This is a genomic window from Sorangium aterium, from assembly GCF_028368935.1.
GTDB lineage: Bacteria > Myxococcota_A > Polyangia > Polyangiales > Polyangiaceae > Sorangium > Sorangium atrum.
Window position 1 is genome coordinate 1,964,535 of sequence record NZ_JAQNDK010000001.1, and the last position, 26,550, is coordinate 1,991,084.

Annotated in this window: 18 protein-coding genes; 10 read left to right on the top strand and 8 right to left on the bottom strand. The window is 72.3% G+C overall.

Features of this window, described 5'->3' with window-relative positions; genetic code table 11:
• Positions 1-142 precede the first annotated feature (142 nt).
• From POL72_RS07110 to POL72_RS07120, 3 genes are all read left to right on the top strand, one after another.
• A complete protein-coding gene (locus tag POL72_RS07110; RefSeq protein ID WP_272094265.1) occupies positions 143-1,474 on the top strand; it encodes a formylglycine-generating enzyme family protein in 1,332 nt (443 codons plus the stop codon).
• Between the two features lie 321 nt (positions 1,475-1,795).
• A complete protein-coding gene (locus POL72_RS07115; protein WP_272094266.1) occupies positions 1,796-2,806 on the top strand; it encodes an FAD-dependent oxidoreductase in 1,011 nt (336 codons plus the stop codon).
• 788 nt (positions 2,807-3,594) lie between these two features.
• Entirely contained in the window at positions 3,595-4,491 is an 897-nt protein-coding gene (locus POL72_RS07120) for a fatty acid desaturase (protein ID WP_272094267.1), read from the top strand.
• 180 nt (positions 4,492-4,671) lie between these two features.
• On the opposite strand, the gene POL72_RS07125 is transcribed toward POL72_RS07120, so the two are convergent.
• The 5 genes from POL72_RS07125 to POL72_RS07145 form a co-directional block, all read right to left on the bottom strand.
• Positions 4,672-6,330 carry a hypothetical protein gene (locus POL72_RS07125; protein WP_272094268.1) on the bottom strand — a complete coding sequence of 553 codons (1,659 nt, stop codon included), beginning with the start codon at positions 6,328-6,330 and terminating at the stop codon, positions 4,672-4,674.
• A 180-nt stretch (positions 6,331-6,510) separates the two neighbouring features.
• Positions 6,511-7,503: a flotillin-like protein FloA gene (floA, locus tag POL72_RS07130; RefSeq protein WP_272094269.1), complete on the bottom strand. Its 993-nt coding sequence runs from the start codon at positions 7,501-7,503 to the stop codon at positions 6,511-6,513.
• Positions 7,504-7,553: 50 nt separating this feature from the next.
• A complete protein-coding gene (locus tag POL72_RS50925) occupies positions 7,554-8,027 on the bottom strand; it encodes an NfeD family protein (RefSeq protein ID WP_272094270.1) in 474 nt (157 codons plus the stop codon).
• Positions 8,024-9,538 carry an NfeD family protein gene (locus tag POL72_RS07140; protein ID WP_272094271.1) on the bottom strand — a complete coding sequence of 505 codons (1,515 nt, stop codon included), beginning with the start codon at positions 9,536-9,538 and terminating at the stop codon, positions 8,024-8,026. The genes POL72_RS50925 and POL72_RS07140 overlap by 4 nt, the downstream gene beginning before the upstream one ends.
• Before the next feature lie 116 nt (positions 9,539-9,654).
• A complete protein-coding gene (locus POL72_RS07145; protein WP_272094272.1) occupies positions 9,655-10,557 on the bottom strand; it encodes an alpha/beta fold hydrolase in 903 nt (300 codons plus the stop codon).
• A gap of 241 nt (positions 10,558-10,798) precedes the next feature.
• On the opposite strand from POL72_RS07145, the gene POL72_RS07150 reads away from it, so the two are divergent.
• Positions 10,799-12,898, top strand: coding sequence for a hypothetical protein (locus tag POL72_RS07150; protein WP_272094273.1), 2,100 nt, complete (start codon positions 10,799-10,801; stop codon positions 12,896-12,898).
• 88 nt (positions 12,899-12,986) lie between these two features.
• Here the strand turns inward: POL72_RS07150 and POL72_RS07155 are convergent, their stop codons facing one another.
• The gene (locus POL72_RS07155; RefSeq protein WP_272094274.1) at positions 12,987-16,817 is read right to left on the bottom strand and encodes a serine/threonine-protein kinase; all 3,831 of its coding nucleotides are present in this window, start codon (positions 16,815-16,817) and stop codon (positions 12,987-12,989) included.
• 185 nt (positions 16,818-17,002) lie between these two features.
• Entirely contained in the window at positions 17,003-17,887 is an 885-nt protein-coding gene (locus tag POL72_RS07160) for a hypothetical protein (protein WP_272094275.1), read from the bottom strand.
• A gap of 217 nt (positions 17,888-18,104) precedes the next feature.
• Here POL72_RS07160 and POL72_RS07165 point away from each other — a divergent pair, with 217 nt between their 5' ends.
• Complete coding sequence (locus POL72_RS07165; protein ID WP_272094276.1) at positions 18,105-19,511, top strand: serine/threonine protein kinase; 1,407 nt, start codon at positions 18,105-18,107, stop codon at positions 19,509-19,511.
• 41 nt (positions 19,512-19,552) lie between these two features.
• On the opposite strand, the gene POL72_RS07170 is transcribed toward POL72_RS07165, so the two are convergent.
• Entirely contained in the window at positions 19,553-20,341 is a 789-nt protein-coding gene (locus POL72_RS07170; RefSeq protein ID WP_272094277.1) for a matrixin family metalloprotease, read from the bottom strand.
• A 545-nt stretch (positions 20,342-20,886) separates the two neighbouring features.
• On the opposite strand from POL72_RS07170, the gene POL72_RS07175 reads away from it, so the two are divergent.
• The 5 genes from POL72_RS07175 to POL72_RS07195 all read left to right on the top strand — a co-directional run bounded on the left by POL72_RS07175 (position 20,887) and on the right by POL72_RS07195 (position 26,503).
• Entirely contained in the window at positions 20,887-21,714 is an 828-nt protein-coding gene (locus tag POL72_RS07175) for a TIGR02452 family protein (RefSeq protein ID WP_272094278.1), read from the top strand.
• Positions 21,715-21,917: 203 nt separating this feature from the next.
• Positions 21,918-23,579 carry a serine hydrolase domain-containing protein gene (locus POL72_RS07180; RefSeq protein WP_272094279.1) on the top strand — a complete coding sequence of 554 codons (1,662 nt, stop codon included), beginning with the start codon at positions 21,918-21,920 and terminating at the stop codon, positions 23,577-23,579.
• A gap of 96 nt (positions 23,580-23,675) precedes the next feature.
• Complete coding sequence (locus tag POL72_RS07185; protein WP_272094280.1) at positions 23,676-24,938, top strand: glucose-1-phosphate adenylyltransferase; 1,263 nt, start codon at positions 23,676-23,678, stop codon at positions 24,936-24,938.
• A gap of 146 nt (positions 24,939-25,084) precedes the next feature.
• Positions 25,085-26,119: an aspartate-semialdehyde dehydrogenase gene (locus tag POL72_RS07190; protein WP_272094281.1), complete on the top strand. Its 1,035-nt coding sequence runs from the start codon at positions 25,085-25,087 to the stop codon at positions 26,117-26,119.
• A 9-nt stretch (positions 26,120-26,128) separates the two neighbouring features.
• Complete coding sequence (locus POL72_RS07195) at positions 26,129-26,503, top strand: DUF4406 domain-containing protein (RefSeq protein ID WP_272094282.1); 375 nt, start codon at positions 26,129-26,131, stop codon at positions 26,501-26,503.
• The last annotated feature ends 47 nt before the right edge of the window (positions 26,504-26,550 follow it).

Genomic DNA, 26,550 nt, shown 5'->3' on the forward strand with positions numbered 1-26,550 from the left:
GCAGCGCGGCGTTCGCCGTCGGTGGAACGGTGGCCGCCGCGCCGGCCACCCGGAGGCCGGCGCGGGTCGGGCGCTGCAACGCTCCGGGCCGGTCCGGCATCAACAGCGACGGGGGTGCGCCGTGTCGCGTATGATGCCGTACATGAGAACATTGGCGCTCATCGTGGCCACCTCTCTCGTCTCGGGTTGCAGCCCGAAGGTGCGTGATTTCCCTGGTGACCACGACGTCGGGAGCGGTGGAAGCGGGGCCGGTGGCAGCAGCGGTGCCACCACCAGCAGCAGTGACACCGCCAGCAGCAGTGACGCCACCAGCAGCGGCGCGAGCAGCAGCAGCGGCGGCGGGACAGACAGCTGCGTCGACCCGGCGGAGGACTGCCCGCCAGCGCAGGGCGCCTGCATGGAAGCGGTGTGCAGCGAGGGTGAGTGTGCGGAGCGGCCGAGGCCGGCGCGGACCCCCTGCGGGGCAGACGGCAGCGCGCAGTGCGACGGAACCGGGGACTGCGTGACGTGCGCGGGCGGCATGGCGTGCGAGTGCGGGGAGCCCGGTTGCCCGAACACGTGCGGATCGATGGACGTGATGGTCATGCCTCCGAGCTGCGCGGGGGGCGGGCCGGGCGCCGGGGACAGCTGCGGGCCGGGCGACGCGAGCTGCTGCGGCAACAGGATGGTCCCCTGTGGCACTTTCCTGAGGGGCTACGACGGGACGCCGAGCACGGACGACTCGTTCCCCGCGGCCATCAGCGACTTCCGCCTGGACAAGTACGAGATCACGGTGGGGCGATTCCGAGCGTTCGTGGATGCCGGGCAGGGCGTCCAGGAGAGCCCGCCGGCCATCGGCGCTGGCCGGCACCCCCACGTCAACGGCAGCGGGTGGGTCGCGGGGTGGAACACGCGGCTCGCGCCGAACACCGCGGCGTTGAAGGCGGCGCTGCAGTGCAATGGCGATCGCCTCTGGACGTGGACCGACGCCCCCGGGGCGAACGAGGAGCTGCCGATCAATTGCATCACCTGGTTCGAGGCGTTCGCGTTCTGCGCGTGGGACGGCGGCCGCCTGCCCTCGGAGGCGGAGTGGAACTATGCGGCTGCGGGAGGCGACGAGCATCGACCTTACCCCTGGGGCTCCGAGATCGACGGCGATCGCGCGTCCTACAGCTGCACCGGGGATGGGAGCGCCGCGGGGGCTTGCGCGCTGAGCGACATCCTGCCGGTCGGGTCGAAGCCGCGGGGCGACGGGCGATGGGGGCACTCGGATCTGGCCGGCAATCTGTGGGAGTGGACGATGGACTGGTGGCGGGATGCGCCCCCCACGCCGTGCATCGACTGCGTGCATCGCGTGGACGGCGATCGCGACGCGACGCGGGTCACCCGCGGCGGGAGCTACCGCGCGCCGGCGGCCGACGTGCGCGCAGGCAACCGCGACTTCAGCTATCCCATCGACCGCGTAAACAACATCGGCGCCCGCTGCGCCCGCTAGAGCGGCGGTCACCCGCTTCGGATACGGGCCCATCTCGACGTTTTCGGTGCTCAGCGCACTGGAGTGCGCTTGCGCGCCGAAAACGCCGATCTGGGCCCGTCTCCTGTGCGGGAGACCGTCGCTCTGCTCGGCACGTGGCAGAGGGGGGCGGAGCGAGACCGTCGCTCTGCTCGGCACGTGGCAGAGGGGGGCGGAAACGGCTGTGGATCGGACATCACGGGACGGCGCTGGACGCAGCGGGACGGCGCTGGACGCAGCGGGACGGCGCTGGACGCAGCGGGACGTCCACGTGACCGGATTCGACGCCGGGCGTGGTGTGCGATGTCGACGGTGAGACGCGGCGTGCTAAAGCGCGCGATCGTGGCGTCATCGAGGGGCCAGGCTCAGGCGCAGCGGATCACCGTCGTGGGCGCAGGGGTGATCGGGTTGGCCACGGCGGTCGTCCTCCAGCGCGACGGCCACCGGGTGCAGGTGATCGCAGCGGCGCGCGGCGAGCGCACGACGTCCGCGGTCGCGGCCGCGCTGTGGCACCCTTTCCTGGCGAACCCGCCCGAGCGCGTCAACGCGTGGTCCTCGAGGAGCCTCGATGAACTCACGCGCATCGCAAACGAACACCCGGAGGCGGGTGTGGATCTCCTGACCGCGCGCGAGGCGGCGGACGACACGCGCCTGCCATGGTGGGCTCCGAGCGTCCCGGACCTCGCGCTCGAGCCTGGACCCCACCCGCTGGGCGCGCCGTACAGCCTGCGATTCACGGCGCCGCGCATCGAGCCATCGTTGCACCTGCCCTGGCTGGAGGCGCAGCTCGACTGTCCAGTGCGCACCGAGCACGTGCGATCTCTGGCCGAGGTCGAGGGCGACTGCGTCGTGAATTGCACCGGGCTCGGGGCGCGCGCGCTCACCGGCGACAGCGAGCTCATCGGCGTCTATGGCCAGGTAGCGATCGTCGAACCAGGCGAGATCTACCCAGATGTCGCACTGGGTGATGAAAGGGACGAATCGGCGCTCGTCTATGTCATCCCAAGGCGTCGCGAGATCGTGATTGGCGGTTGTTTCATCCCGTCGCCCGATGATCGCCCGTTGACGCCTGATCCCGAGCTCGCTGACGCAATGCTCCAGCGGGTGCGCGCGGCCGGGCTCAGGCCGGGCCGCTTGCTCGGTTCACGTGCCGGGCTGCGCCCTTATCGGAGCACCGTGCGGCTCGAGCGTGAAGGCCGCGTGATCCACAACTACGGCCACGGCGGTTCGGGATACACGCTGGCATGGGGTTGTGCCCACGAGGTGAGCGCCATGCTGCGGGACGGCAACGCCTCGACATACGGCCATGTCTAGTGGAATGTGCCGAGCGCACTGTTCTGACGCGCGCCGTGATGTCAGCGTCAGAACGGCACCTCCGGGCCTGTTCCTCGGACAAAGGCAGCGGCGCCAACGCCAGCTCACGCACGCCGCCGCAAACCAACGCAGGCTGACGCAGGCGGACGACGTCATCGCAAACCGACGCAACGGTTGCGTCGGTCGCAACGGTCGCAACGCTCGTAACGGCCGCAACCGTCACAAACCGAAACAAACGACGCTGCTTCTGGAATCCAGCCAACCAGAAAGCCCAACGCGACGCTCCGAAAGTCCCGTTGTGCTCCTGTTGCTAGGCTGCTAGATTGGATTCGTGCTCGTCTGCGAGCGTCTCCCGCCTTCTCTCGCAGTGGAACCGCCCGTGGCGCTCCCCTGTTCGTCCGAGGGAATGGCCGTGGACGGCCTCGCTCTGGAGGTCGCTAACCCCTGACGACCTCTCGGTGCCATCCGTGGAACGGTCCCGAGTGGTCGAACGTTCGTTTGCGCTTGATCCGGCGTACACCGTCCGCTGTCACCAACGTGAAGACCCGAAGCTTCCCCCGGGAGTTTTGAGCGCCATGAACAACGACGAGAACCGACTCAGTCGTCCATCGGGGCGGCCAGCCGTCTGGAGTTTCACGAGGAACAACGACGAGAAGTGCCCGAGCCGCCCCTCGGGAAGGCCGTCGGGGAGACCCTCGGGAAGGCCGTCGGGGCGGCCCTCGGGAAGGCCGTCGGGGAGACCTTCCGGGCGGCCGGCCCTCTGGAGCGTCCTGCCGCTCGACAGCGGCTTGCTGCAGACCCGGACGATCGAGTGGCCGACGGTGGCGCTCTTCGCGGGGTCGTACGCCCTCTGGGCGACGGCCGTCTACGCGGGCGTCGCGGGCTGGGTGTCGACCGTGCCGGCCGTGCTCGCAGCGGCCGTCGCCGCGTATGCCGCCTTCACGCCGATGCACGAGGCCGCGCATCGGTCGCTGGCGCGCTCCGCGCTGCTGAACGGCATGATCGGGCGGCTGTCCGGGCTGCTGCTCGTGGCGCCGTTCCTGGCGGTGCGTCACTTCCACCTCGAGCATCACAAACACACGAACGAGGCTGATCGGGATCCCGACTACTGGAGTGGGCGCGGCCCGTGGTACGTGCTGCCGCTCCGCTGGGCAACACAGGATCTCCACTACTACTATCTATTTTTGCGCTCCTACCGCGCGCAGAAGCGCGCGGAGCGGATCGAGACGGTCGCGTCGCTCGCGGCCATGCTCGCCCTCGTGGCCCTGGCCTTCGGGCTCGGTTACGGCGAGCTCGCGCTCCTCTACTGGATCTTGCCGGCGCGGCTGGCGATCTTCTTCCTCGCGTTCGCCTTCGACTACCTGCCTCACTACCCCCACGAGATCACGGCGGCGCAGGACCGGTACAGCGCGACGCGCGCGGTCGACAGCGCGCTGTTCAACGTGCTGCTCTTCGGGCAGACGTATCACCTGATCCATCACCTCTACCCGGCCGTGCCGTTCTTCCGCTACCGGACCGTGTGGAAGCACCAGCGCGAGGAGCTCATGAAGCTCCGCTCGGAGAGCCTCCCCCCGCCGCGGGCGCCATTGCCCCTGATCACGGCGGGCAGCCTCGCCGCGCCGCGGGCGCCCACGATCCAGACGGCCCACCCCCCGCAGGCCGCCGCCGAGCTCGACGCCATCTGATCCGCGCCGCGCCCCGCTCGACGGCGGTATCCGCCCCCCTCTGCACATGCCGAACAGAGCGGCGGTCACCCGCACAGGAGACGGGCCCAGATCGGTGTTTTCGGCGCGCAAGCGCACTCCGGTGCGCTGAGCACCGAAAACGCCGAGGTGGGCCCGTCTCCTGTGCGGGTGACCGTCGCTCTAGAGGCGCGCGCGGCGGCGGGCACGAAGCGCTCGCGGCGGCAGCAGGACCTCCCGGAAGAGCAGGGCCTCCGTCACGGCGCGGCGGTCCAGCGCGACGCGGGACGCGTCGAGGCGCGACCCGAACGCGCCGGGCCGTCGCTCGCTCGTGCCGAGCGCCGGGATCGCGGCGCGCGCCTTGATGAGGATCGACAGCGACTGCGCGGGCGCATGATGCGCCGCCAGGACCGCGCCCGCGAGGAGCGCCCGGGCGTCGAGGACGGCGGGGACCCGGCCGGCGAGCAGCGCGTCGCGCGCGCGCGAGGCCTCCTGCCGCTCGTGCGGGCCATAGTCGAGCCCGCTGATGTCCTGCAGACCGAAGCCGGACAGGGCGGTGAGCGGGCCGGCATAGAGGCGCTCCACGATCCACGCGGCCATGCTGGCGAAGGGCGAGAGCGGGAACGGGCGCAACTCCCCCCTCACGGGCAAGAGCAGGTCGTCGAGGCTCACCTCGGCGTGGCGGCGCGCCCACGCCTCCCGCAGGGCGCGCGCGTCCTCGTTGAGCCCGCCCCGCTCGAGGACCATGCACCCGATAAGCACGCGCAGGTGGGGCGGAGGGTGCTCGTCATAACGCGCGCCGGTCACGTCCGTCTGGACGGCGATCGACGCGTACGGCTCGTCCTCCTGGAAGAACAGCTCGCTCATCGTGAGCACGTAGGCGGGGCCGAACATGAGCGTGCCAAAGACGTCACAGAAGATCTCCTCGAACCACACGCCGAACACCCGCCTGAGCTCGGGAGCCCTGATTCGATCGCCTTCCAGCGCAGGCGGGCGCGCCCGCTCGCCCCCCAGGCCGAGCTCGCGGCGCAGCGCCGGCTCGAGGCCGTCGACCGAGGCCAGGAAATCGTGCCCTATCTCGTGCGCGAGCGCCGGCCAGCGCAGCGGGGTCGAGAAGAAGTCGACAGGGAGGAAGATGGGCGCGATCGACGTCGGGATGAAGCCCGTCCAGATCGCGAGATCGAAATCCGTGAGCTGCGTGGCCGGCGCTCCGCTCCGGAGCGGCAACCCCTCCGCCCGCGCGAACGCGATCACGGGGGCGTAGCAGGCGTCGGCGAGGGCGTCCGCGTCGCCGAGCTCGGGCAGGAGCGATGGGTCGCGGCGCTGCCGCACGAGCACCGCGATCTCGCCGACGACGAGCTCGATGCGGTCCGCCGCGGCCTCCGCCTCGCGCGCCGTGAGGCCCGCGTCGACGGCAGCGCGCAGGGACCCGATCTCGTGCGGGACGGCCCCGAGGAGCACGTCCGTGAAGCGCCGGTTCGCCCGTTCATGGCGCACCATCTCGCCGAGCGCCGCGGCGCTCTGCTCGAGCTCGCCGAGCCGCAGGAGCACCCCGCGCAGCCGGTCGGCGTCGGGCGCGCGCGGGGCGCCGAACGGCATCCCCGCCCACGGCGCAGCGCTCGGCGGCGCGACATCGACGAGCCCCGCATCGCTCCCCCGCGCGGCGTCGACGGGCGCCGTATCGCCCCGCGGGGCGTCCGCGTCGCCGGGCCGCGCGGCGGCACGCGCAGCGCGCTCGGCGCGCCTGGCTCGCACGCTCCCAACCATGCTCGCGAGCTTGACGATCGCCCAGATCACTCCGATGAGGGCGCCGACGTATTTCTCGAGGTCGATGTCACGCATGGCGCCCGTCCAGCGTCGTCGGGGCGCGGCTCGCGGGCCGCGCGGCTCTCCGGCCGCGGAGAGCGCGGCGACAACGCCCGGGGCGGGCCCAGCACCTCGGCGAGGACGAAGCGCCGCACGAGCGCGTCGCGGCGGCCGAGCCACGCGAGGAGCGGGCTCGGCGGGTCGCGCGGCGGCACCTCACGACTCCCCGACGGGATCGGGCTTGCCCCCCGTGGTGCCGGCGATGCCCTGGCGCATCTCGGTGTCGGCGATGACGTTGCGCATGTTGTAGTAGTCCATGACGCCGAGCTTGCCCGTGCGGAGCGCCTCCGCGACGGCGAGCGGGATCATCGACTCCGCCTCGACGAGCTTCGCCCGCATCTCCTGCGTCCTGGCCTTCATCTCCTGCTCCTGCGCGACCGCCAGCGCGCGGCGCGACTCCGCCCTGGCCTGCGCCACCTGCTTGTCCGCCTCGGCCTGCTCCGTCTGGAGCTTCGCGCCGATGTTGGAGCCGACGTCGACGTCGGCGATGTCGATGGAGAGGATCTCGAACGCCGTGCCCGCGTCGAGGCCCTTCTTGAGCACGTTCTTCGAGATGGTATCGGGGTTCTCGAGGACGTGCTTGTAGTCGTCGGCCGAGCCGATGGTCGAGACGACGCCCTCGCCGACGCGGGCCAGCACCGTCTGCTCGCCCGCGCCGCCGACGAGGCGATCGATGTTGGCGCGCACGGTCACGCGCGCGATCGCGAGCAGCTGGATACCGTCCTTGGCCACGGCCGAGACCTTCGGGGTCTCGATGACGCGCGGGTTCACCGACATCGCCACCGCCTCGAGCACGTTGCGGCCGGCGAGATCGATGGCGGCCGCGCGCGAGAAATCGAGCTCCATCCCCGCCTTGCCCGCCGAGATGAGCGCGTTGACGACCGCCTCCACCCGGCCGCGGGCCAGGTAGTGGGCCTCGAGCATGTCGACGGACACCTCCTCGAGACCCGCCTTCACGGCGCTGATCCGCGCGTTGACGATCTGATCGGGCGGCACCCGGCGCAGGCGCATCGCGATGAGCGTGAGCATCGAGACCCCGGCGCCCGACGCCTGCGCGGCGATCCACAGCCGGAGCGGCACCATGTACAACGTCGCGACGATGGCGACGAGCACGAGCCCGCCGATCACGATGACCGAGATGATCTCCATATCCCTCTCCACCCGTCCCTGTCCGTGAAGGGCCGCCTCTCGCGCGCTCTCTAGGGCTTGCGCGGCTCGACGACGACCCGGTTCCCCTCCACGCTCGCGACCCGCACAGGCGTGCCGGCCTCCACGTAGAGGCCGTCGGTCACGACATCGACCGCGCGATCCTCGATCTCGACCGTGCCGGCGGGGCGGAGCGGCGTGAGCGCCCTGCCCTCCTTGCCGGCAAGCGCGGCGAGCCGCGCGTCCGGGCCACGCCCGCTCCGCTGGGTCTCGAGCAGCACCATCTTGCGGCCCACAGGCGTCCTCGGGACAGCCCAGAACAGGAGCCCCGCCACGCAGACGCCGGCGCCCAGGGCGAGCAGGCCGTAGCCGATCCCGAGCGACGCCCATGCGAGCGCGACCGCGCCGAGCACGGCGGCGCCGCCGAGGACGCCGACGAGGCCGACGCCGGGGATGACCAGCACCTCGATGGCGAGCAGCACGAGCCCCGCCACGAGCAGCGCGACGACGAGCAGCGCCGGCGTCACGCTCCGCGCTCCTCGTCCGCGCCGCGCGCGATCGCCCTCACGACGACCCGGCCCCCCTCCGCGCGGATCACGCGCACGCGGGCGCCGGCCTCGACGTAGCCGAGCTCCGAGAGCGCCTCCACGCGGCGGCCGTCGAGCGCGACCTTGCCCGACGGGCGCAGATCGGTCGCGGCCGTGCCGAGCCGGTCCACGAGCGACGCGGGCGCCGCGGAGACCTCGGGAGGCCCTCCGACGGCGACGCCGCGGATCGCCGCGTCCAGGACGAGCCGCCGCCCGAAGCGCGTCCTCGGCGCGATGCGGGCGGCGGCCACGGCGAGCGCCGCCGTCGCCGCGAGCGAGCCGCACACCGAGGCGAGGGCGCGCGGCAGCCAGCCGGCGTGCCAGGCGACGTCGACCGGCACGCGCTCGAGATCGAGGAGCGAAAGGAGGAGGGCGCTCGCCACGCACGCGGCGCCCGCAACCCCAGGGACGATGTGCCCCGGGACCAAGATCTCCACCGCGATGAGGATCGCGCCGACGGCGAACAGCGCGAGCTCCTCCCAGCCGGCGAGCTTCACGACGTGGTGCCCGAAGAAGAACAGCGCGAGGCACGAGAGACCGACGGCGAGCGAGACGCCGTGGCCCGGCGCGTAGAGCTCGAGGAGGATGCCGAGCATCCCGAGGGTCATGAGGACCCCGGAGAGCGTGGGATCCGAGAGGAAGCGCGCGAGCTGCTCGGCGAAGCTGGGGCGCGGGCGGGTGATCTCCGCGGGCTGGGCGCGGCCCAGGGCGCCGAAGAGGTCTGCCTCGCTGCCAGCCTGCACCTCGGCGACGCCCCACGCGAGCGCCTGCGCGCCGTCCAGCGTGAGCAGCTTCCCCTTCTCATCGAGGCCGGGGACCTCCACGTCGGCGTCGACCATGGCCTCGGCGATGTCGCCGCGCCGCCCCTTCGCCTCCGCGGTCGCGCGCATCTCCTTCCGCATGTAGGACACGACCTTCTCGGCGACAGGCTTCATCTCGCCTCCCTCGCCGATCTGCACGGGCGTCGCCGCGCCGAGGGTGGCGCCGGGGGCGACCGCGATGACATCGCAGGCGAGCGAGATGAGCGCTCCGGCCGAGATGGCGCGCGGGTTGACCCAGCACACCGTGCGGGCGCGCGCCCGGAGCAGCGCGTCCCGGATGGCGAGCGCGGCGTCGATGCGGCCGCCGAGCGTGCTGATGTCGAGCACGAGGAGGTCGCCCTCCCCCTGGGCGGCGACGACGCGCTCCAGGAAGGGCGAGAGGCCGAGATCGATCGTCCCGGAGATCGCGACCACGGTGACCTTCCCCGCGCCGGGGATCGGCGGCAGCGGTCGCGGGCCCGGTGGCGCGGGGGTCCCCGCCGCGGCCGCGCCGCCCGGGCCCCCCGCGGGCGTCGCAGTCTCGCCGCGGGCGGGAAGGCACAGCGCCATCGTCGCGAGGAGCGCGAGGAGCGGGGTCGCGAGCCGCGCCCACCTCGCGGCCTGTTCCAGCAGGCGCCACAAACCAGTCAAGCCCCGCTCCATGCTATGGCGGCTCGGCTCGCGCCGCGCGCCATGCTCCCTGAGGTTCACGCCGAAGAACGGCATGGTGAGGGTAGCGCATGGCGGCGCTCCACGATACCCCCTGCTCAGGCGGCTCCGCCGCTGCCAGCCATGAACCTCGCCACCGCGTCCGCGAACTCGGCTGGTCGCTCCACGATCCAGTCGTGGTTTCCCTTCGAGGAGACGACAAGGGTCGAGTCGGGGATCAAGCGTTGGATGGCGAGGGCCGAGCCGATCGGCACCGTGAGATCGCGCGCGCCCCAGGCGAGCAGCGTCCTCACGCGCACGCGCGCCGCATGGCCGCTCAGATCCGCGGTCGCGGCGATCCGCAGGAGGCTCAGCGCGCTCCGCGTGTGGAAGAGCAGGTTGTGGAGGAGAGCAGGCGTCCCCCGCGCGATGAAGCGAGGCGCCAGCGCCGCCTCGGCCGCGCGCGCGAGGACGAGCGAAAGGACCGAGCGCGGCGGGTTGAATCCGATGGAATCGACGAGCACGACCCCGGAGAGCCGCTCGGGGTACAGCGCCGCGACGACCAGCGCCACGGCGCCAGACAGCGAGTGGCCGATCAGCGTGACGCGCTCGAGGCGCAAAGCCCGCAAGGCCTCGGCGACGCAGCGCGCATACCGCTCCAGGGTCCACGGCGCGCGGAGCGGCGAGGCGCGGCCCGAGCCGGGCAGCTCCACGACGAGCACCCGCGCGTGGCGCGCCATCGCCTCGACCGCGGGCCGGTAAGTCGCGCCGTCGATCAGCATGCTGGGCAGAAGCACCGCGGGCTTGCCGGTGCCCGTCTCGGTCACATAAAGGATCTCGTCTCCGACCCAGATCTCACGCCCACGGCCTTCCGCCCGAGCAGCCCGCCGCGCCGCAGGGCGCGCGGAGATGGGCAGGATCTTCTCTCCTCGACCCGACCGCGGGACATACGAGCCGGCGACGAGGAGCGAGCGTCCGGCGCAGGATCCCGTCGTTCCGCTTCGTCGAACGCGCTTTCCCATGATCGGCGAGCCGTTGCCGGACGCGTGCCAGCGCGGGCTGGTTCGCCGCGAATTCGCCGCGGGGATCGCGTGAAAACCTGGAAGGCCGTTGAGCCTGTCGCGCGCCGCGCTAAGCTCCTCGACACAGGCTTCGACATAGCAATCTCCAGGCTGATTGGGGGCCAGCAGGCATGTCGCCGCGGGCCGAGAGCCGGACGGCGCCTGCTCGGATAACCAGCTCTTCTGGAATGACAGAGGCGATATGTTGAGGTTCCGCTCCACGTCCGGAGATCGGAAGACGCCCGAGCTCAGCGTCTCGGCGCTCTCCGTATCCGCTGCGATGTCCGTCCTCTCCCAGGGTGCATGGGGGACGGACGCGCCGCCCGCTGCGGAGGTCCAGTGGGCCTACGCGCTCGTCGCTGCGCTCGGGTATCTGCCGGCCGCGATCGAGATCGCCGCAGCCACGCTGCGGCGGACAGGGATGTCGGCCGAGGTGTATTTGCGGAAGAACGCAGCGCAGCTGGATCCGGGGGGACCCGAGGGGGAGATCGTGGGTGCGGTGCTCGGCGACGCGCTGGAGTCGCTCGGCGAGGAGGCGCGCCGGGTGGTGCATGCGCTCGCCGTGCTGCCTCCGACGGGCGTCCCGCTGGAGGTGGTCGCCGCCGCGGCGGGGAAGCCGGCGCCCTCCGCTGCGCGGCCGCTCCAGCTGCTCGTGCATGGGCGGGTGGTGTCGCTCGAGCAGGGCTCGCAGACCTTCACGATGACGCCCCCCGTGCGCGCCGCGGCCCGCGAGGACGCGGCGGCCGACGCGAGGCGCTGGGATGCGCTCCACCGGAGCTCGGCGGACGCGATGCAGGCGCTGCTCTTCTGGACGGCCGCGGTCGAGGGGCGGCCGGAGGCGGCGTCACGCCGGCGCGTCGCCTGCGAGCTCTTCGCGGCCCTCGACCTCGCGCCGTTCCGGGACGGCGAGCGCGGCGCCGAGGTGCTGGCACGAGCGCTCGTCGATGCCTGCACGGTGGTGGACCTCGGGCTGCCGGCCGAGCTCCAGCAGCGCTTGCTCGACGAGGCGGCGCGGCTCTCGGGCGACGCGCTCCCCGAGCTGCGCGAGCGCGCGCTCGCGGCGCTCGAGAGCGCGCGCCGCTCCGAGCTCGCGAGCAAGCGGCGCGGCACCTTCGGGACGCTCCGCGCGACGCCGGCCGCTCGCGAGCGCGGCCGCCCGGGTCACCGCGACGTCCTCCGCAAGGCGGTGCGCGCGAACGTGCAGCGCGCGGCGGCGCGGAGCTCGCCGCCGGCCGACGACGAGGTCTTCCGCAGCGCAAAGGAGCTGCTCGCGCGCGGCAACCGGCGCCTCGGCGAGGGCGCGCTCGAGGCCGCCGTGGCGGACTACAGCGAAGCGCTCGCCGCGTTCGAGGCGGCCACGCACGGGCGCGGCCAGGCGACGGCGCTCCTGCTCCGCGGCGACGTGCGCCGGCGGCAGGGGGACCTCGCGGCCGCCGCGCGCGATCACGAGCGGGCGCTGTCGCTGTTCAAGGCGGCGTCCGACAGGGCCGGAGAGGCGATGGGGTTGCTCGCGCGCGGCAACCTCCGGCTCGACCAGGACGAGCTGGCGGGGGCGGCGAGCGACTACGCGTGCGCGCTCACGCTCCTCAGGGCTTGCCGCGATCGCCTGGGCGAGGCCAACGTGCTGAAGGCGCAGGGCGATCTGTGCTTCAGGGAGGGGGACCTCGCGGGCGCCGCGCGCGACTACGACCGCGCGCTCTACATCCTCGAGGGCGTGGAGGAGCGCGTCCTCAGCCAGCTCCGCTCGCCCCCGCCGAGCAGCCGCGATGAGCGTCGCGGTCCGAGCTCCCACGCCCGCGCCGCGCGCGAGGTGCTCGCTCAACCCGATCTCCTCCGGGCGCTCGGGTGCGAGCAGACCCATGCGCGCACGTGGCAGGCGCGCGGCGACCTGCGCCTGCGAGAGCGGCAGACGGCGCTCGCAGCGCGCGACTATGGCAATGCGATCCTCCTGTACCGGGACAGCGGAGATCGCCGCGGCGAGGCCGCCGTGCTCAAGGCGCGCGGCGACCTGCGCCGCCAGAGGGGTGCGCTCCCGGGCGCGCAGCGCGACTACGAGGATGCGCTGCGGCTCTTCGAGGAGCTCGGGGACAGCGCGGGCCAGGCCGCGGTGCTCCACGCGCGCGCCGATCTGCGCTGCGAGCGGGGCGACACCGCGGGGGCGGCGCTCGATTATACGAGGGCGCTCGCCCTGTTCGACGCGACGGGCGATCCCGCTGCGCATCCGGGCGCAAAGGGCGCCGTCACGGGCGTCTCCCACCGCGATGCCCCACCGCGCCGCGCAGCGGCGGCTGTCCCGCGGTGAGGACGGGGCTGCGCGGGGACTGAGCTTTACGCTCAGCGGTGGGCTCGTGGATTACGAGCCGGCGTGAGCGGCTCGCCGAGCATCCGGGCTAGCGGCCTCGCTGCCGCTCGAGCCGCTCCTTCATCATGTTGGGGATACTCCCTGCTGCCTCGACCGCCCTCTCGAGCGCCGAGCTCGCCTCCGCGTGACGGCCTCGCCGAGACAGTGCGCGCGCCCGCGCCTCGATGACCTCGATTCGCTCCTGCCCCGCGGAGAATCGGGCCGACCGCTCCTCGAGCTCGTCCCACTCCTCGGCGCTCGCCTCCCGCGTCGCCAGGTCGATCATCGACCACTGCACCTCTTCCGCGGGGGCCATCGCCGTGTCCTCGCGCCCCGCCGCGACGGCCTTCGCCTGCTGAGCCCGGATCGCCTCGATGATCTCGCGCGCCCTGCTCTCCTCGCCGCGGTAGAGGAGCAGCCTCGCCAGGAGAAGACACACCACCGGCCGCGCCTCCTCCCCGCGCTGCTGGCGCTCCAGCGCCACGGTCCGCTCCACGTGAGGCATGGCCGCGTCCAGGGCGCCCATCAGGTAAAGGGACTCGCCCAGGTTGAACTCGCTCACGAGCTCCAGCATCCCGAGGCCCAGCTGGCGCGAGATGGTGAGCAGACGGCACATGTCGACGATCATCCCCGCGCTGTCCCCCTGACAGGCTCTGAGCAGCGCCCGGCCGTTGATCGCCGGCCCGAGGTGCAGGAGATCGCCGCGCTCCTCGCACATGCGGATCGCCCGATCCAGCGCCGCGCCTGCCTCGTCCAGCTTTCCCAGCCCCGGATAGATGCCGCCCAGGAGGAGCAGCGACACCACGAGCGTCTCGTAGCCCTCGTCGCCAAGCCCCTCTGCCTGCGCCGCCGCGCGCTCGAACTGCTGAACCGACTCCTCGTCCCGGCTCTCACGCTTCAGCGAGCGCGCCACCGCCATCGAGAGCCGCGCCGCCAGCGCGGGCGGCAGATCGCCGCGCGCGAGCGCCCTCGCCTCCTCCACGCGCTGCTTCGATCGGCCGTAGTCGTCCATCCAGTCGAGCGCCGTGGCCTCGTCGAGCAGGATCTCGATCTGCTCGATCACGTCGCCCTCCAGAGTCGCCATCGCGCGCGCGCGATCGAGATCGCCGAGCGCGTCGTGGTAGCGGCCCAGCCGGTAGCGCATCAGCCCCCGGCCCCGGTACGCCGTCCTCCGCCGCCCCCCAGGCGCCTCGACAGGCTGCGCGAGCGCCCGGCTGTAGTAGAGCTCCGCCTCCACGTAGGCGTGCCGCGTCCGCGCCCGCTCGGCGAGCTCCAGGTAGGCGTCCTCCGCGACCGTCGCGAGCCCCGCCTCCGCCGCGTGGTGCGCGATCCTGAGCCGCCGCTGCTCCCGGCCCTCGTGAACCGCCTCGCGGTGGTGCTCGTACGCGGCCAGGTGGATCCGCCGCCGCTCGGCCTCGGCGACGTCCTGCGCGACCGCCTCCCGCACCAGCGCGTGGCGGAAGCGCAGCCGGTCCTTCCGATCGCCGACCAGCACGCCCACCTTCAGCAACCGCTCGGTCCCGACGCGCGCATCGAGCGGGAAGGCCGCGCCGTCGCCGCGGAGATCCAGCTGGCGCAGCACGCCCGCGATCTCGTCGATCGACACCTCTGCGCCAAGCAGCGAGACGAGCCGCGCGTGCGCCCCGAGCGCGGGGCCGAGCGCCGCGATCTCCGCCTGCGCCAGCGGATCGAGCGACGGCAGCACGGGGAGGCGCTCGAGCTCGTCGGTCGCCAGGTACCACGCGTCGCCCCGCAGGTGCCGGCGCAGGATCCCCTCGCGCTTGAGCCCGTGCACGAGCTCCACGAGCAAGAGCGGCACCCGCTGCGAGCGCTCGAGCAGGCGATCGATCGCCGGCTCCGGCACGTCCCGCGCGGGCAGGAGCAGCCGCCGGCACAGCGCCCGCGCGCTCTCGTCGTCCAGCGGCTCGAGCCGCAGGGCCTCGTGTCGCGCGGCGCGCTCGCCCCACGAGGGGTGCGCCTCGGCGAACGCCGGGCGCCCCATCGCGCAGACCCACAGCGGCGTGGCCTCGTCCGCGAGCGCCGCGTACTCGAGCGCAGCGAGCGTCGCGTCGTGGGCGAAGTGCGCGTCGTCGAGGAGGACGATCACGGGCGACGCGGTCGCGCACTGGCGCAGGCACTCGCCCGCCGCCCGCACGCGCGCCGAGCGAAGCGCGCCGGGCGCGGCCCGGAGCGCCTCGAGCTCGGGGAAGATGTCGACGCCCGTCTGCTCGTCCACCCATCCGAGCGCCATCGCCAGCCCCAAGCGGAGCTCCTCGCCGAGCACGGCGCCGAGCGACTCCGGGAGCGCTCCGCGGACGCCGCTCTCCGGGGGCTGCTCCGGCACGCAGAGCGCCTTGCGCACGAGCTCGTGGAGCGTCGCGTCCGACGCGCCGCTCGTGGGCTCCTGCCCGCGCAGCTCGATGATCCGGGCGTGCGGCTGCCGCTCCCGGAGCTGCTTGCCGAGCTCGACGAAGAGGCGGCTCTTTCCGTGGCCGGGCCCGCCCGTCACCGAGACGACCGTGGGCTTCTTCATGCAGAGCGCCTCCTCGGCGCTCTGCATGAGCTGCTCGAGGAGGTCGCGACGGCCGACGAACCCGCCGGGGCGCGTCGCGTCCCGCGACTGGTCCTCGATGCCCGGCGGGAGCCCGTCGCCCGCCGCGGCGTGCGACGGCTCGGGGAGCGCGGCCGACGCCTCGGGCGTGAGGAAAGGCCCCAGCGGCCCGGCGGCGGACGGCCACCGCTCGAGGCGCGAGAAGAGCGGGCTCAGGAACCGCCGCGTCCCGTCCGGGCGCGCCTGGATCGACACAGGCGCGAGATCGATGAGGACCCGCGTGCACAGCCCGCGTCGCAGGAGCTCGTCGGCCGCCCGCTGCGCGCGCCGCGCGGGGCTCGCCGTCCCCTCCTGGCCGAAGACACCCACGTAACGAGCGCCGGAGGCGTGCGCGAGCTCACCGCCGAGCGCCAGGAGCCTGCGCTGCACCGCGATGCGATCGGCCGCGCTCTCGAAGAACAGGAGCCCCGTCACGCGGCGCTCGATGCCGGCCGCGGAGCGGGACCCCTCACGCGCGCTCGCTGCGACCTCGTCCCGGAGCGCGCGCTCCAGCGCCACGCGGAGCTCGCTCGCGCTCGCGAACCGCTCGCTCCGTTCCTTGGCCAGGCAGCGGTGCACCACCTCCTCGACGGCCTGCGGCACGGCCGCGCTGGCCGACAGGCGCGGCGGTCTGCGGCTCCGATGGTCCTCCAGCACCGCCGCGCGCGGCCCCCAGAACGGGGGCCGGCCCGCGAAGAGCTCGTACAGGATGACGCCCATCGCGTAGATGTCGGCGCGCGCGTCGAGATCGGGCCACCCGGCCGACTGCTCCGGCGCCATGTACTCGGCCGTCCCCACGGCGAGGTCCTCGTCCTGCCCATCGTAGCGCCACCCCACGACGCGGGCGATGCCGAGGTCGATGAGGGTCGCCTTCGCCTCATCGACGAGGATGTTCTCGGGCTTGAGGTCGCAGTGCACGTAGCCGCGCGCGTGCACGGCCTCGAGGGTCGCGAGCGTCGCGAGCCCGAGCCGGGCGGCCTCCTCGAGCTGCGGCGTGGGGCGCGCCGCGAGGCGGGAGGCAAGCGTGGGCGCGGCGATGTGCTCGATCACCACGTACGGCGAGCCGTCGTCCAGCGCCCCCCACGCGTGCACGGCCGGCACGTGGGGGGCGCCGATGGCCGAGAGCGCCTCGACCTCACCCCGGAGGCGCTGGGCGGCGTCGCGGCGGTCGGCGCGCGCGAGCTTGATGGCCACCCGCGCGCCGCCGCCCTCCGGCTCGGCCTCGAAGACGAGGCCGAAGCCCCCCTGCCCCAGCGTCCTGCGGGTCCAGTAGCCAGGGAAACGAGGCAAGGCAACGGGGACGACCTCCGTGATCTCCGGAGGAATCGACGATTGGCCAGACGGGGGCCTAGCGGACTGCGCGCACTCGGGGCACGCGCCCTGATTCCGCCGCCCACAGGCCGGACAGCGCCCCGCTTCCCGGGCCGCGCGTTCCGGCGCCTCGTCTCGCAGCGCTTCCGAGCGCATTCACGCTCCTATGGGGCGGCCGTCAAGAATGTGGTCACCACCTGATCCGTGCGGACATAAGGGCTGACAACATAATTCGTGACACACCCCCTGAAGTAGCCGCCGTTGGTGTCTATCCCGTTGCACAGCTGATTGCACGAGCCCCAGATCACCATGGAGCCGCACTGTTGCCAAGTGACCTCCCCGGTCGTCGGGTTCGTCTCGACGTGGCCGGCCGCGCAGTCGCGCTGCAACTGGCGCGCACGAGCGTAGCCCACCGAATCGTAGCAGGCCCCCAGGTAGGGTGTCGAAGCGAACACGTTCCCCCAAAAGGCGCCCTCTCTCACCGGATAAGCCGCGCGCTCCGCCGGACTCGACGACATCTCGTTGTTGCGCAGGGAGATGCTCACGGTAACGCCGTACCAGTTTACCCGTGCGGCGAGGCACGCCGAGATCTGATGCTGGACATAGGTATCGTTGCTGATGCCGCCGCTCGCCCACCAGTGCGCGTAGCCGAGGTCGCCGCGGTACACCTCCGGGTGGGCAACGCCGCTGCTGTCGGTCCATGAGAACGAGAACGTCTGGTCGGGGCGCAGCGAACAGCTCACGATGTAGCGCAGGAGCTCCCTCGACACGGCGCCGGTCGTTCCCGGATCCTTGATGGCCGTCAGCGCGTTCGGGAGCAGCGCGTTCGGGAGCAGCGCGTTCGGGAGCAGCGCGTTCGGGAGCAGCGCGTTCGGGAGCAGCGCGTTCGGGAGCAGCGCGTTCGGGAGCAGCGCGTTCGAGAGGAAGCCGTTCGTGGAAATGAGCTCGCCCTCGGCCTCCCCGACGAGCTCTTCTTCGCCGACGAGCCCCTCCGCCTGCTCGTCGAGCTCGGCACCGATGCAGGCAGCGGTAAGCAGAGGTAATGCCAAGACCGCAACACCTCGTGAACAGCAAAGAACCATGATGGTCCCCCTTTTCATCGCCGCGTTTTGGCGTTTAAGGTCGAGTAGCCGCAAAGTTTAAGTTACCATTTCGAAATGCTTCTGCATAGCGCTTTAGTAAAGGATGCGTTCGATCCGGAGCGCGCGCTGGCAGCGGCACTGTAACGCACCGCGACGCATCACGACGCACGGCGCGGAGGGGCAGATGAGCGACGAAGAGGACGAGACCAGGCCGTTTTCGGATTTCGAGAGGTCGGCCGCGCGCGGCGAGTTCCCGCCGGGGACCCTGGCGGGCGAGTACATCCTCGAAGGATTCATCGCGCGTGGCGGCTGCGGCGTGGTCTACGGGGCGAGGCACGTCCGATCGGGCAGACCCGCCGCGGTCAAGGTACTGAGCGAGGCGGTAGCCCACTCTCGCCGGGTAGTCGATCGGTTCGCACGCGAGATCGATGTGCTGCGGTCGATATCCCACCCCAACATCGTGGAAATCTACGGAGTTGGTGAGCTGAACAACTATCAGCCGTTCTATGTCATGGAGCGCCTCGAGGGCCAGACGCTCGACGCGTTGATCCGGTCCGAGACGCGGCTCACGCAGCGCGAGACGCTGGAGTTGATGGAGCCTGTGTGCGCGGCGCTAGCAGCCGCGCACACAGCTGGCATCGTTCACAGGGATGTGAAAGCGAGCAACATCTTCATCTGCTCGGGCCCGCCACGTACCGTGAAGCTGCTCGATTTCGGAATCGCGAAGATGATGGCGCCCGAGGAGGGGTCGACATGGCTCACCACGGCCGGACGTATGCCCGGGACGCCATCCATCATGGCCCCAGAGCAGATCCTCGGCGGTCCCATCGATGCGCGGGTGGACGTCTATGCGCTTGGCGTCCTCCTTCATCGCATGCTGGTGGGCCGGTTGCCGTTCCACACGCACGACATGGATGAGATGGTGCGGAAGCACTTGGAGGAGCAGCCGCTGCCCCCGAGCCTGCGGGTCCCGCTGCCCATCGAGCTCGACGCGGTGGTGCTGCGGTGCATGGAGAAGCGGCGGGAGCGACGCTTTGGCTCGGTCGAGGAGCTGATGCGCGCGCTCAGGGACGCCATCGGCGGGCCCGCGTCGGGCATGCCGAGCGGGCCCGACCCGACGCACCCTGCGGTGGCGGTCTACCTGGAGGTCCGGACCCGCGGCGACGCCGGCGAGCTCGACGACGCGTTGACCTTCGATATCGGTCGGGTGCTCGATATCGCCGAGTCACAGCTCTCGCGCGCCGGGTTCATCCTGGCGTCGATCACGGGCAACGAGGTGCTCGGCGTTCGTCTCCTCCCGGCAAACGCGGCAGAGGCGCTGCGGGAACGGCGCGCTGCGATCGAGCTCGCGACCGCCGTGCACCGCGCGCTGGCCCAGCGACCGGAGGCGGACCCGCGGCTGCACGTCAACGTGTGCGTGCACGCGGACGACGTGCAGGCGCGCCTCTCGATGCAGCCCGAGATCACCGGGGGCGCGCTCATGTGCGCGGGGCACTGGGCTCCGGCCGACGACGTGCAGGGGGTGTTCGCGACGCCGAGCGCGAACGCGGGCCTGCTGGACGACGAGCCGACCCCCACGCGCCGCGCGTAGCCACGAGCCGCAACGAAAGAGAGCGCGCCGCGGGGCGGCGCTCACCGGCAGGGCCGGCCGTACAGGGCCGCGGCGCCGCGCGCGTCGTGCTTCGTCAGATCGAGGTCGCCCCAGTTCGTGCCGTTGCACCACGGATAGTGCATCACCGAGCCCGCGTCGTACGGCGTCAGGGCGCGCCAGCCGTCGTCCTCGAAGCAGGCGCCCGCCTCGGGCCGCGTGTGCTCGTGCCGGAAGCCGAGCGCGTGGCCGAGCTCGTGCCGCAGGACGCCCGTGAGCGTCCAGAGATCCAGCGGGCCGAGGGCGGCCGAGTCGATGAGGAGATTGCGCGCGCGGCGCGAGCTGTCGGGGAAGAACGCGCGCGCGTAGTACGGCTGCCCCTCGACCGGGTTCACGTCGAAGACGACCCTCCTGTTGCGCGCATCGCACGCGGCGTCCTGGTCCGCGCGGTGAATGAAGCGGACGTCCGCCACCTCCTCCCACGCCGCCGCGGCGCTCTCCACCGCGGAGACCACCGCGCCATGGTCGTCACCGAACGCCTCGCTCACGCAGTAGGTGAGGTTCCGCTTCTCCCTGTCGCTCCACCTCACGTCCCTTCCATGGCTCTGGTCGACGATGAGCGCTCCGCGCTGGACGTGGCGCGCATAGAACCGCTCGAGCCCGTCGAGGCCCTCGATGGGCGTGTCGCCATCGACGATGTAGATACCGCTCTCCGGCTCACGGTAGGTGCGCGCCTCGAACTCGTCGAAGCTCACCTCCGTATCGCCGACCCGCTCGGAGATCTCCTCTCCTGCGGGCGCGCCAGCGGCGCACCCGACCGACGCGAGCGACAAGACAAGGAGACCAAGGGTGCCATGAGTGAGACCACGAGACTCCGCAAACAGGTGACTCATCATACAAGCTCCTCTCGTTCATGCCTCTCCCTCTCGGGTGAGGCGAGGGCGCGCAGCGCCGCAGCGAGCTCCGCCAGACGGCGCCACGGGACTCTCACGGCGGGTCGGGCCGACTCGACGGCTGGTACTGACGCGGATGGCGTCCGGTTTCGGTGTCCGATATTGGCAAGCGACGTGCCGCATGCGCGATGGCGCGACTTTGCGGTCCACAGGCCGAGCGCGGAGCGATGGAGTCCACACCTGCGGAGCGGGTGCTTGCGCACCTGTGCAAGGACTTGCGTATCGAGATCGAAGCAGCGCGCGCCGCCGGGCCCGGATCGAGGGGGTGGATCGAGAGGTCCTTCGTCCCGCCGTCGCGCCGGTCGGATCGCGCGAGCAGCGTCGAGCACCGTGATCGTGCGCCGCGCGCTGCCGGGGTGGCGTACGGCGCGGCGGCCTGCGCGTTTCGCTGGACGAGCGGCCGCGGCTCGCCAATCCTTGAGCGCATGAAGCTGACCAGCATCGCCGCAGAGACCGTGCAGATCGCGAGTCGGGGCGAATACACCGCGCCCTCGGGCGCGACGGTTCGCATCCGCGACCGCGTGCTCGCCGCGGTGAAGGGGACCGTGCTTTACCGGCCCGGATCACTCGACGCCTGGGAGCCGAAGGAGCGCCTCGATCGCCCGACAGCGATCCAGGTCACCGGCGAGACCACGGGGGCGGCGGGGCGGCGGCTCATCGAGCAGGAGGGCGAGGCCCGCGTCATGGCCCTCAACTTCGCTTCCGCCAAGAACCCCGGGGGCGGGTTCCTGCGCGGGGCCAAGGCCCAGGAGGAGGACCTCGCCAGGTGCTCGGCGCTGTACGCGTCCCTGGTCGAGCAGCGCGACTATTACGACCAGAACCGCGCGTGCGGGAGCTTTCTCTATACCGACCACATCATCTACTCGCCGGACGTGCCGTTCTTCCGCGACGAGCAGCACGCCCTCCTGGACCGGCCGTTCGCGCTGTCGATCATCACGGCGCCGGCGCCGAACGCCGGCGAGGCGTTCCAGCGCGACGACGCCGCGGACCAGGAGATCCGCGCCGCCCTGGAGCGCCGCGCGGACATGGTGCTCGCCGCGGCGGGCGCGCACGGGCACCGGTGCCTGGTCCTCGGGGCGTGGGGGTGCGGCGTCTTCCGCAACGATCCGCGCGAGGTCGCCGACGTCTTCGCCCGGTGCCTAGGGAGCCCGCGCTTCCGCGGCGCGTTCTCGCGCGTGGTGTTCGCGGTGTACGACCGGGGCGACGATCGGCCGAACTACCGGGCGTTCCAGGAGCGGTTCGCGCAGACGTAGGCGCGTACGGCCGCCAGCGCCGCCGATCCCGCGCGCGCCGCCACGGCCCCGCGCGGATCACACCGTGGGATCCCCACACCAGAGCTGCGTAGACGTCGCGCTCCCCGCCTACCTCCACCGAGAAAATCGAGGACTGCCCCCCTCCACCGGGTCCGTTTCGGATTGTCGGGTCGCGATCGAAGAGCGAGAGTCATGGCTCCGACTTGAGGACGATCGACGACAGGCTCGCCGCGCTCCTCGCCGCGGCCGTCTTCTCCGCGTCACCCCTTCTCCTCTGCGGGTGCGCATCGACCGCGCCCGCGCCGCCGGCCGCCGCGCCGGTGGCCGCGGCGCCGCTCGCCCAGCGCTTCGCCAGCGAGCCCGCGCCGACGCCGCGCTTCCCCGATCCGGAGCGCGGGCGGAAGCTCCGCGCGGCGGCGGCCGACGTGCAGGCGCTCGCGCGGCGCGCCGCGGAGAGGGAGCGGCTGCCGGCACTCGCGCTCGGCGTCGTCATCGACGAGGAGCTCGCGATCCAGGCGGTGCTCGGCGTGCGGGACGCCGCGGCGGGCGGAGCGGTCGACGAGCACACGCGCTTCCGCATCGGCTCCGTCACCAAGCCGCTGACCGCGGCGGCGATACTGCGGCTCCGCGACGAAGGGCGGCTGTCGATCGACGCCCCGGCGGCGCGCTACCTGCCAGCGCTCGCCGGCGTCGTCTACCCGACGCGCGACGCGCGGCAGATCACGGTCCGCGACCTGCTCACGCACAGCTCCGGCCTGCCGCGGCTCGGCGTGTTTCCCCCCGCGTCGACGTCGCGCGACGTCACCGAGCGGGAGATCCTGGCGACGCTCGACGGCTTCGGGCTCGAGAGCGCGCCGGGCACCGGGACGTCCTACTCGAACCTCGGCTATTCGCTCCTCGGGCTGGTCGTCGCGCGCGCCTCCGGCGTGCCGTACCGGCGCTACATGAGCGACGCGGTGCTCGGGCCGCTCGGCATGCGCGACGCCGCGTGGGACCCGTCGCAGGTGCCGCCCGGCGCGCTCGCGTCGCCCCACGCGCGCGGCGTCGACGACGGCGCCGTGGCGTCGATCCAGCCCTGGCGGCTCGGGGCCTCCGAGGCGACCGCGGGGCTCTACGCGAGCCTCGCCGACATGGGTCGCTTCGTCGGCTTCCAGCTCGCCGCCTGGCCCGCGCGCGACGCGCCCGAGACAGGGGCCTTGCGGCGGAGCACGGTGCGCGAGTCGCACATGATGGCGCGCAACGGCTCGGCGTTCCCGGCCGGCGGCGGCGACGACGGCCCCGGGCTCGGCTGGCACGTGCGCGAGGACTGCGACCTCGGCCACGTGGTGTTCCACGACGGCCTGATCGACGGATTCTCCGCGTCGGTGACGTTCCTCCCGCAGCGGGGCGTCGGGGTCGTCGCGCTCGCCAACGTGGCCGGCGCCGATCTCGAGTCGCTCAACGCGGAGGTGCTCGGCCAGCTCGCGGCGACCGGCGCCATGGAAGCGCGCGTCGTCCCGCCCTCCCCGCCCGTGCGCCGCGCCGCCCAGGCCGTCGCCTCCGTCATCGGCCGCGCGCGCACGGAGGCGCTCGATCGCAGGCTCAGGCCCGGCTGGTTCCCGGAGGCTCACCTCGCGTCCCTGCGAAAGGCGCTGCGCGACGCCGGCGCGCGGGTGGGACCGTGCGCGCTCGACGGCTCCGCCGCGGTGGAGAGCGCCACGGCGGCGCGCTTCGGCCTGCGCTGCGAGCGCGGCGCGCTCTCGCTGGCCGTGCGTGTGGACACCTCGCCGGACGCGCGGATCACGTCCCTCAGCGTGGAGGAGCAGACGGGGGCGATCGCCCGGGAAGCCCCCGGCCCGAGCGACCGCCCGGCGCGCTGCCGCTGAGCGATCTGCAGCCCGGTTGAATCGCCACACCTGCTAGTGTAACCGCGCCCATCGTCCCGGGCGTCGAACCGTCCCCCTCACCTCGCGGAGACCCGCTTGAAGCACAACGACGTGGTGGTTTTGATCCTCGGCGGAGGCGTAGGAAGCCGCCTCTACCCGCTCACCAAGCTGCGCTCGAAGCCAGCCGTCCCGACCGGCGGCAAGTACCGGCTGGTCGACATCCCGATCAGCAACTGCCTCAACTCGGGCTTCAACCGCATCCACATCCTCACGCAGTTCAACTCGGTCTCGCTCCACAACCACATCACGCAGACGTATCGATTCGACGTCTTCTCGGCCGGCGCCGTGCAGATCCTCGCGGCCGAGCAGACGCCGACCCACAGCGACTGGTACCAGGGCACCGCCGACGCCGTCCGCAAGCAGCTCGTCGAGGTGAAATCGCCGAACCCGCGGGACGTCATGATCCTCTCGGGCGATCACCTCTACCGCATGGACTACGAGCCCTTCCTCGAGCACCACCGCGAGACCCGGGCCGACGTCACGCTCGCCGTTCGCCCCGTCCCGACGGCCGAGGTGTCGCGCCTCGGCATCGTGGACACCGACGACACCGGGCGGGTGGTCAAGTTCATCGAGAAGCCGAAGGACATGAAGCTGCTCGACAGCGTGCGGCAGCTGCCCGATCCGGCGAACCCGTGGCTCGCCTCGATGGGCGTCTACATCTTCAGCGCGAAGGCGCTCTACGAGATGCTCGAGCGCGACAACGCCTCCGACTTCGGCAGCCACATCCTGCCCCGGGCGCTCGATACCCATCGGATGATGACCTATACGTTCGACGGGTACTGGGAGGACATCGGCACGATCCGCAGCTACTACGAGGCCAGCCTCGCGCTCACGGACTCCGATCCTCCGTTCTCGTTCTACGACCCGCAGCGGCCGATCTACACCCGCCCGCAGTTCTTCCCCCCGGCCCACGTCACCGCGGGCTCGGTCCTCGACCAGGTGCTCCTCGCCGAGGGGAGCCGGATCGTCGAGTCGAAGATCTCCCGGTCGGTCGTCGGGCAGCTCTCCTCCATCGGGCCCCACGTCTCGATGTCGAACACGGTCATGATGGGCGCGGACTACGAGTCCCTGTTCCAGGCCCACGGCCCCGAGAGCACGAGGGGCCTCCCGCCCATCGGCATCGGCCGCGGGTGCACGATCGACGGCGCGATCATCGACAAGAACGCGCGCATCGGCGACGGGGTGGTGATCCGCAACATCCCCGATCGGCCGGACACCGACGCCCCGTACTACGCGGCCCGGGAGGGCATCGTGGTCGTCCCGAAGAACGCCGTCGTCCCGCCGGGCACGGTCATCTGAGCGCGGGCCGCGCCCCGGCCGTCGAGGGGACGGCGGCTGGGCGCGCGGGCGGAAGGGACGCGCCGCGCGGGTAGGCACAGCGTTGCTGCGGCGCCCGGCCACTCGCCCCTCGTCGGCTGGGCCCCGGTCTGGTAAAGAGCGCCCTTATGCGAATCTGCATCCTCGGCGCCACGGGCCTTGTTGGCCGCGAAACCATCACCCTCATCGCGCGGGCCTGGCCCGGCGCGACGCTCGCCCTGTTCGCGAGCCGGGACCAGGAGCTCACCCTCGACGGCAAGTCGTACGAGGTGCTCGGCGCGTCGCGCCTCGAGGCGCAGGACGCCCCCCGCGGAGACCTCGCGTTCGTGGCCCTGGATGACGATCACAGCAAGCGGTACGTCCCGCGGCTCGTGGAGCTCGGGTACCGCGTGATCGACAAGAGCAACACGTACCGCGCCGACCCGAAGGTGCCGCTCGTCGTCGCCGGGGTGAACTCGAGCATCGTCGATGACTCGGTCCGGCTCGTGGCCAATCCGAACTGCACGACGATCCCGCTGATGCTCGCGCTCTCGCCCCTGCGCCGGGAGTTCGGGCTCAGCGAGGTCACGGTGAGCACGTACCAGGCGGTCAGCGGCGCCGGCATCGCCGCCCTGGACGCGTTCCTCGCGGACGCGCGCGACGGCTTCCAGGCCCTCGATCGGCTGGGCCTGCCGTTCAAGGCGTCGGGCTACGCCGGCAACACCGTCCCGCACAACGGCGGCACCGACGAGAGCGGCTTCTCCTCGGAAGAGCGGAAGCTCATCTTCGAGAGCCGCAAGATCCTGAGCACGCCGGAGCTCGACATCTCCGCGCAGTGCTGTCGGGTCGGCGTCGCGGTGGGCCACTACGAGAACGCGTGGGTCACGTTCGATCGCCCGGTGGATCTCGAGCGGGTCGCGAGCATCCTGAGCGATCCGGCGCGGTCGCCCTTCGTGAAGCACCTCCCCGGCGCCGCCGGCGAGGGCCTGAGCGCGCTCCACTGCGTGCAGGACCGAGACCTCGCGCTGGTGGGGCGGATCCGCCCGGATCACCGGGACCGCGACCGGAAGAGCGTGTGCCTCACCGTGGTCGGGGACAACCTTCGGCTCGGCGCGGCCGCCAACGCGGTCCGCGCCGCGACGCGCTGGTTCCCGAGCGCCGATCGGGACCTGCAGGCCCCCTGACGGCAGACGATGCAACCCACCCAGCCCCTCATGATCCTCGTCGCCGGGCCCTATCGCTCCGGCACGGGCGATGATCCGGTCCTGATCGCGGCGAACGTTCGCGCGATGAACGACATGGCCGTGCGCCTGTTCCGGGCGGGCCACCTCCCCGTCCTCGGCGAATGGTTCGCGCTGCCGCTCATCGAGCACGCCGGGTCGCGGCAGATCGGAGACGAGATATTCAACGAGATCTTCCATCCTGTCGCCCGCCGGCTCGTCGCGCGCTGCGACGCTTGCCTGCGGATCGGCGGCCCCTCGAAGGGAGCCGACGAGATGGTCGAGCTGTCCCGCTCCATGGGCAAGCTGGTCTTCTTCAGCTTCGACGAGGTGCCGGGCCGCGGTTAGCCGCGCCTGCCCACGAGAGGCACGTGAGAGGCGCGCGAGACGCCTCG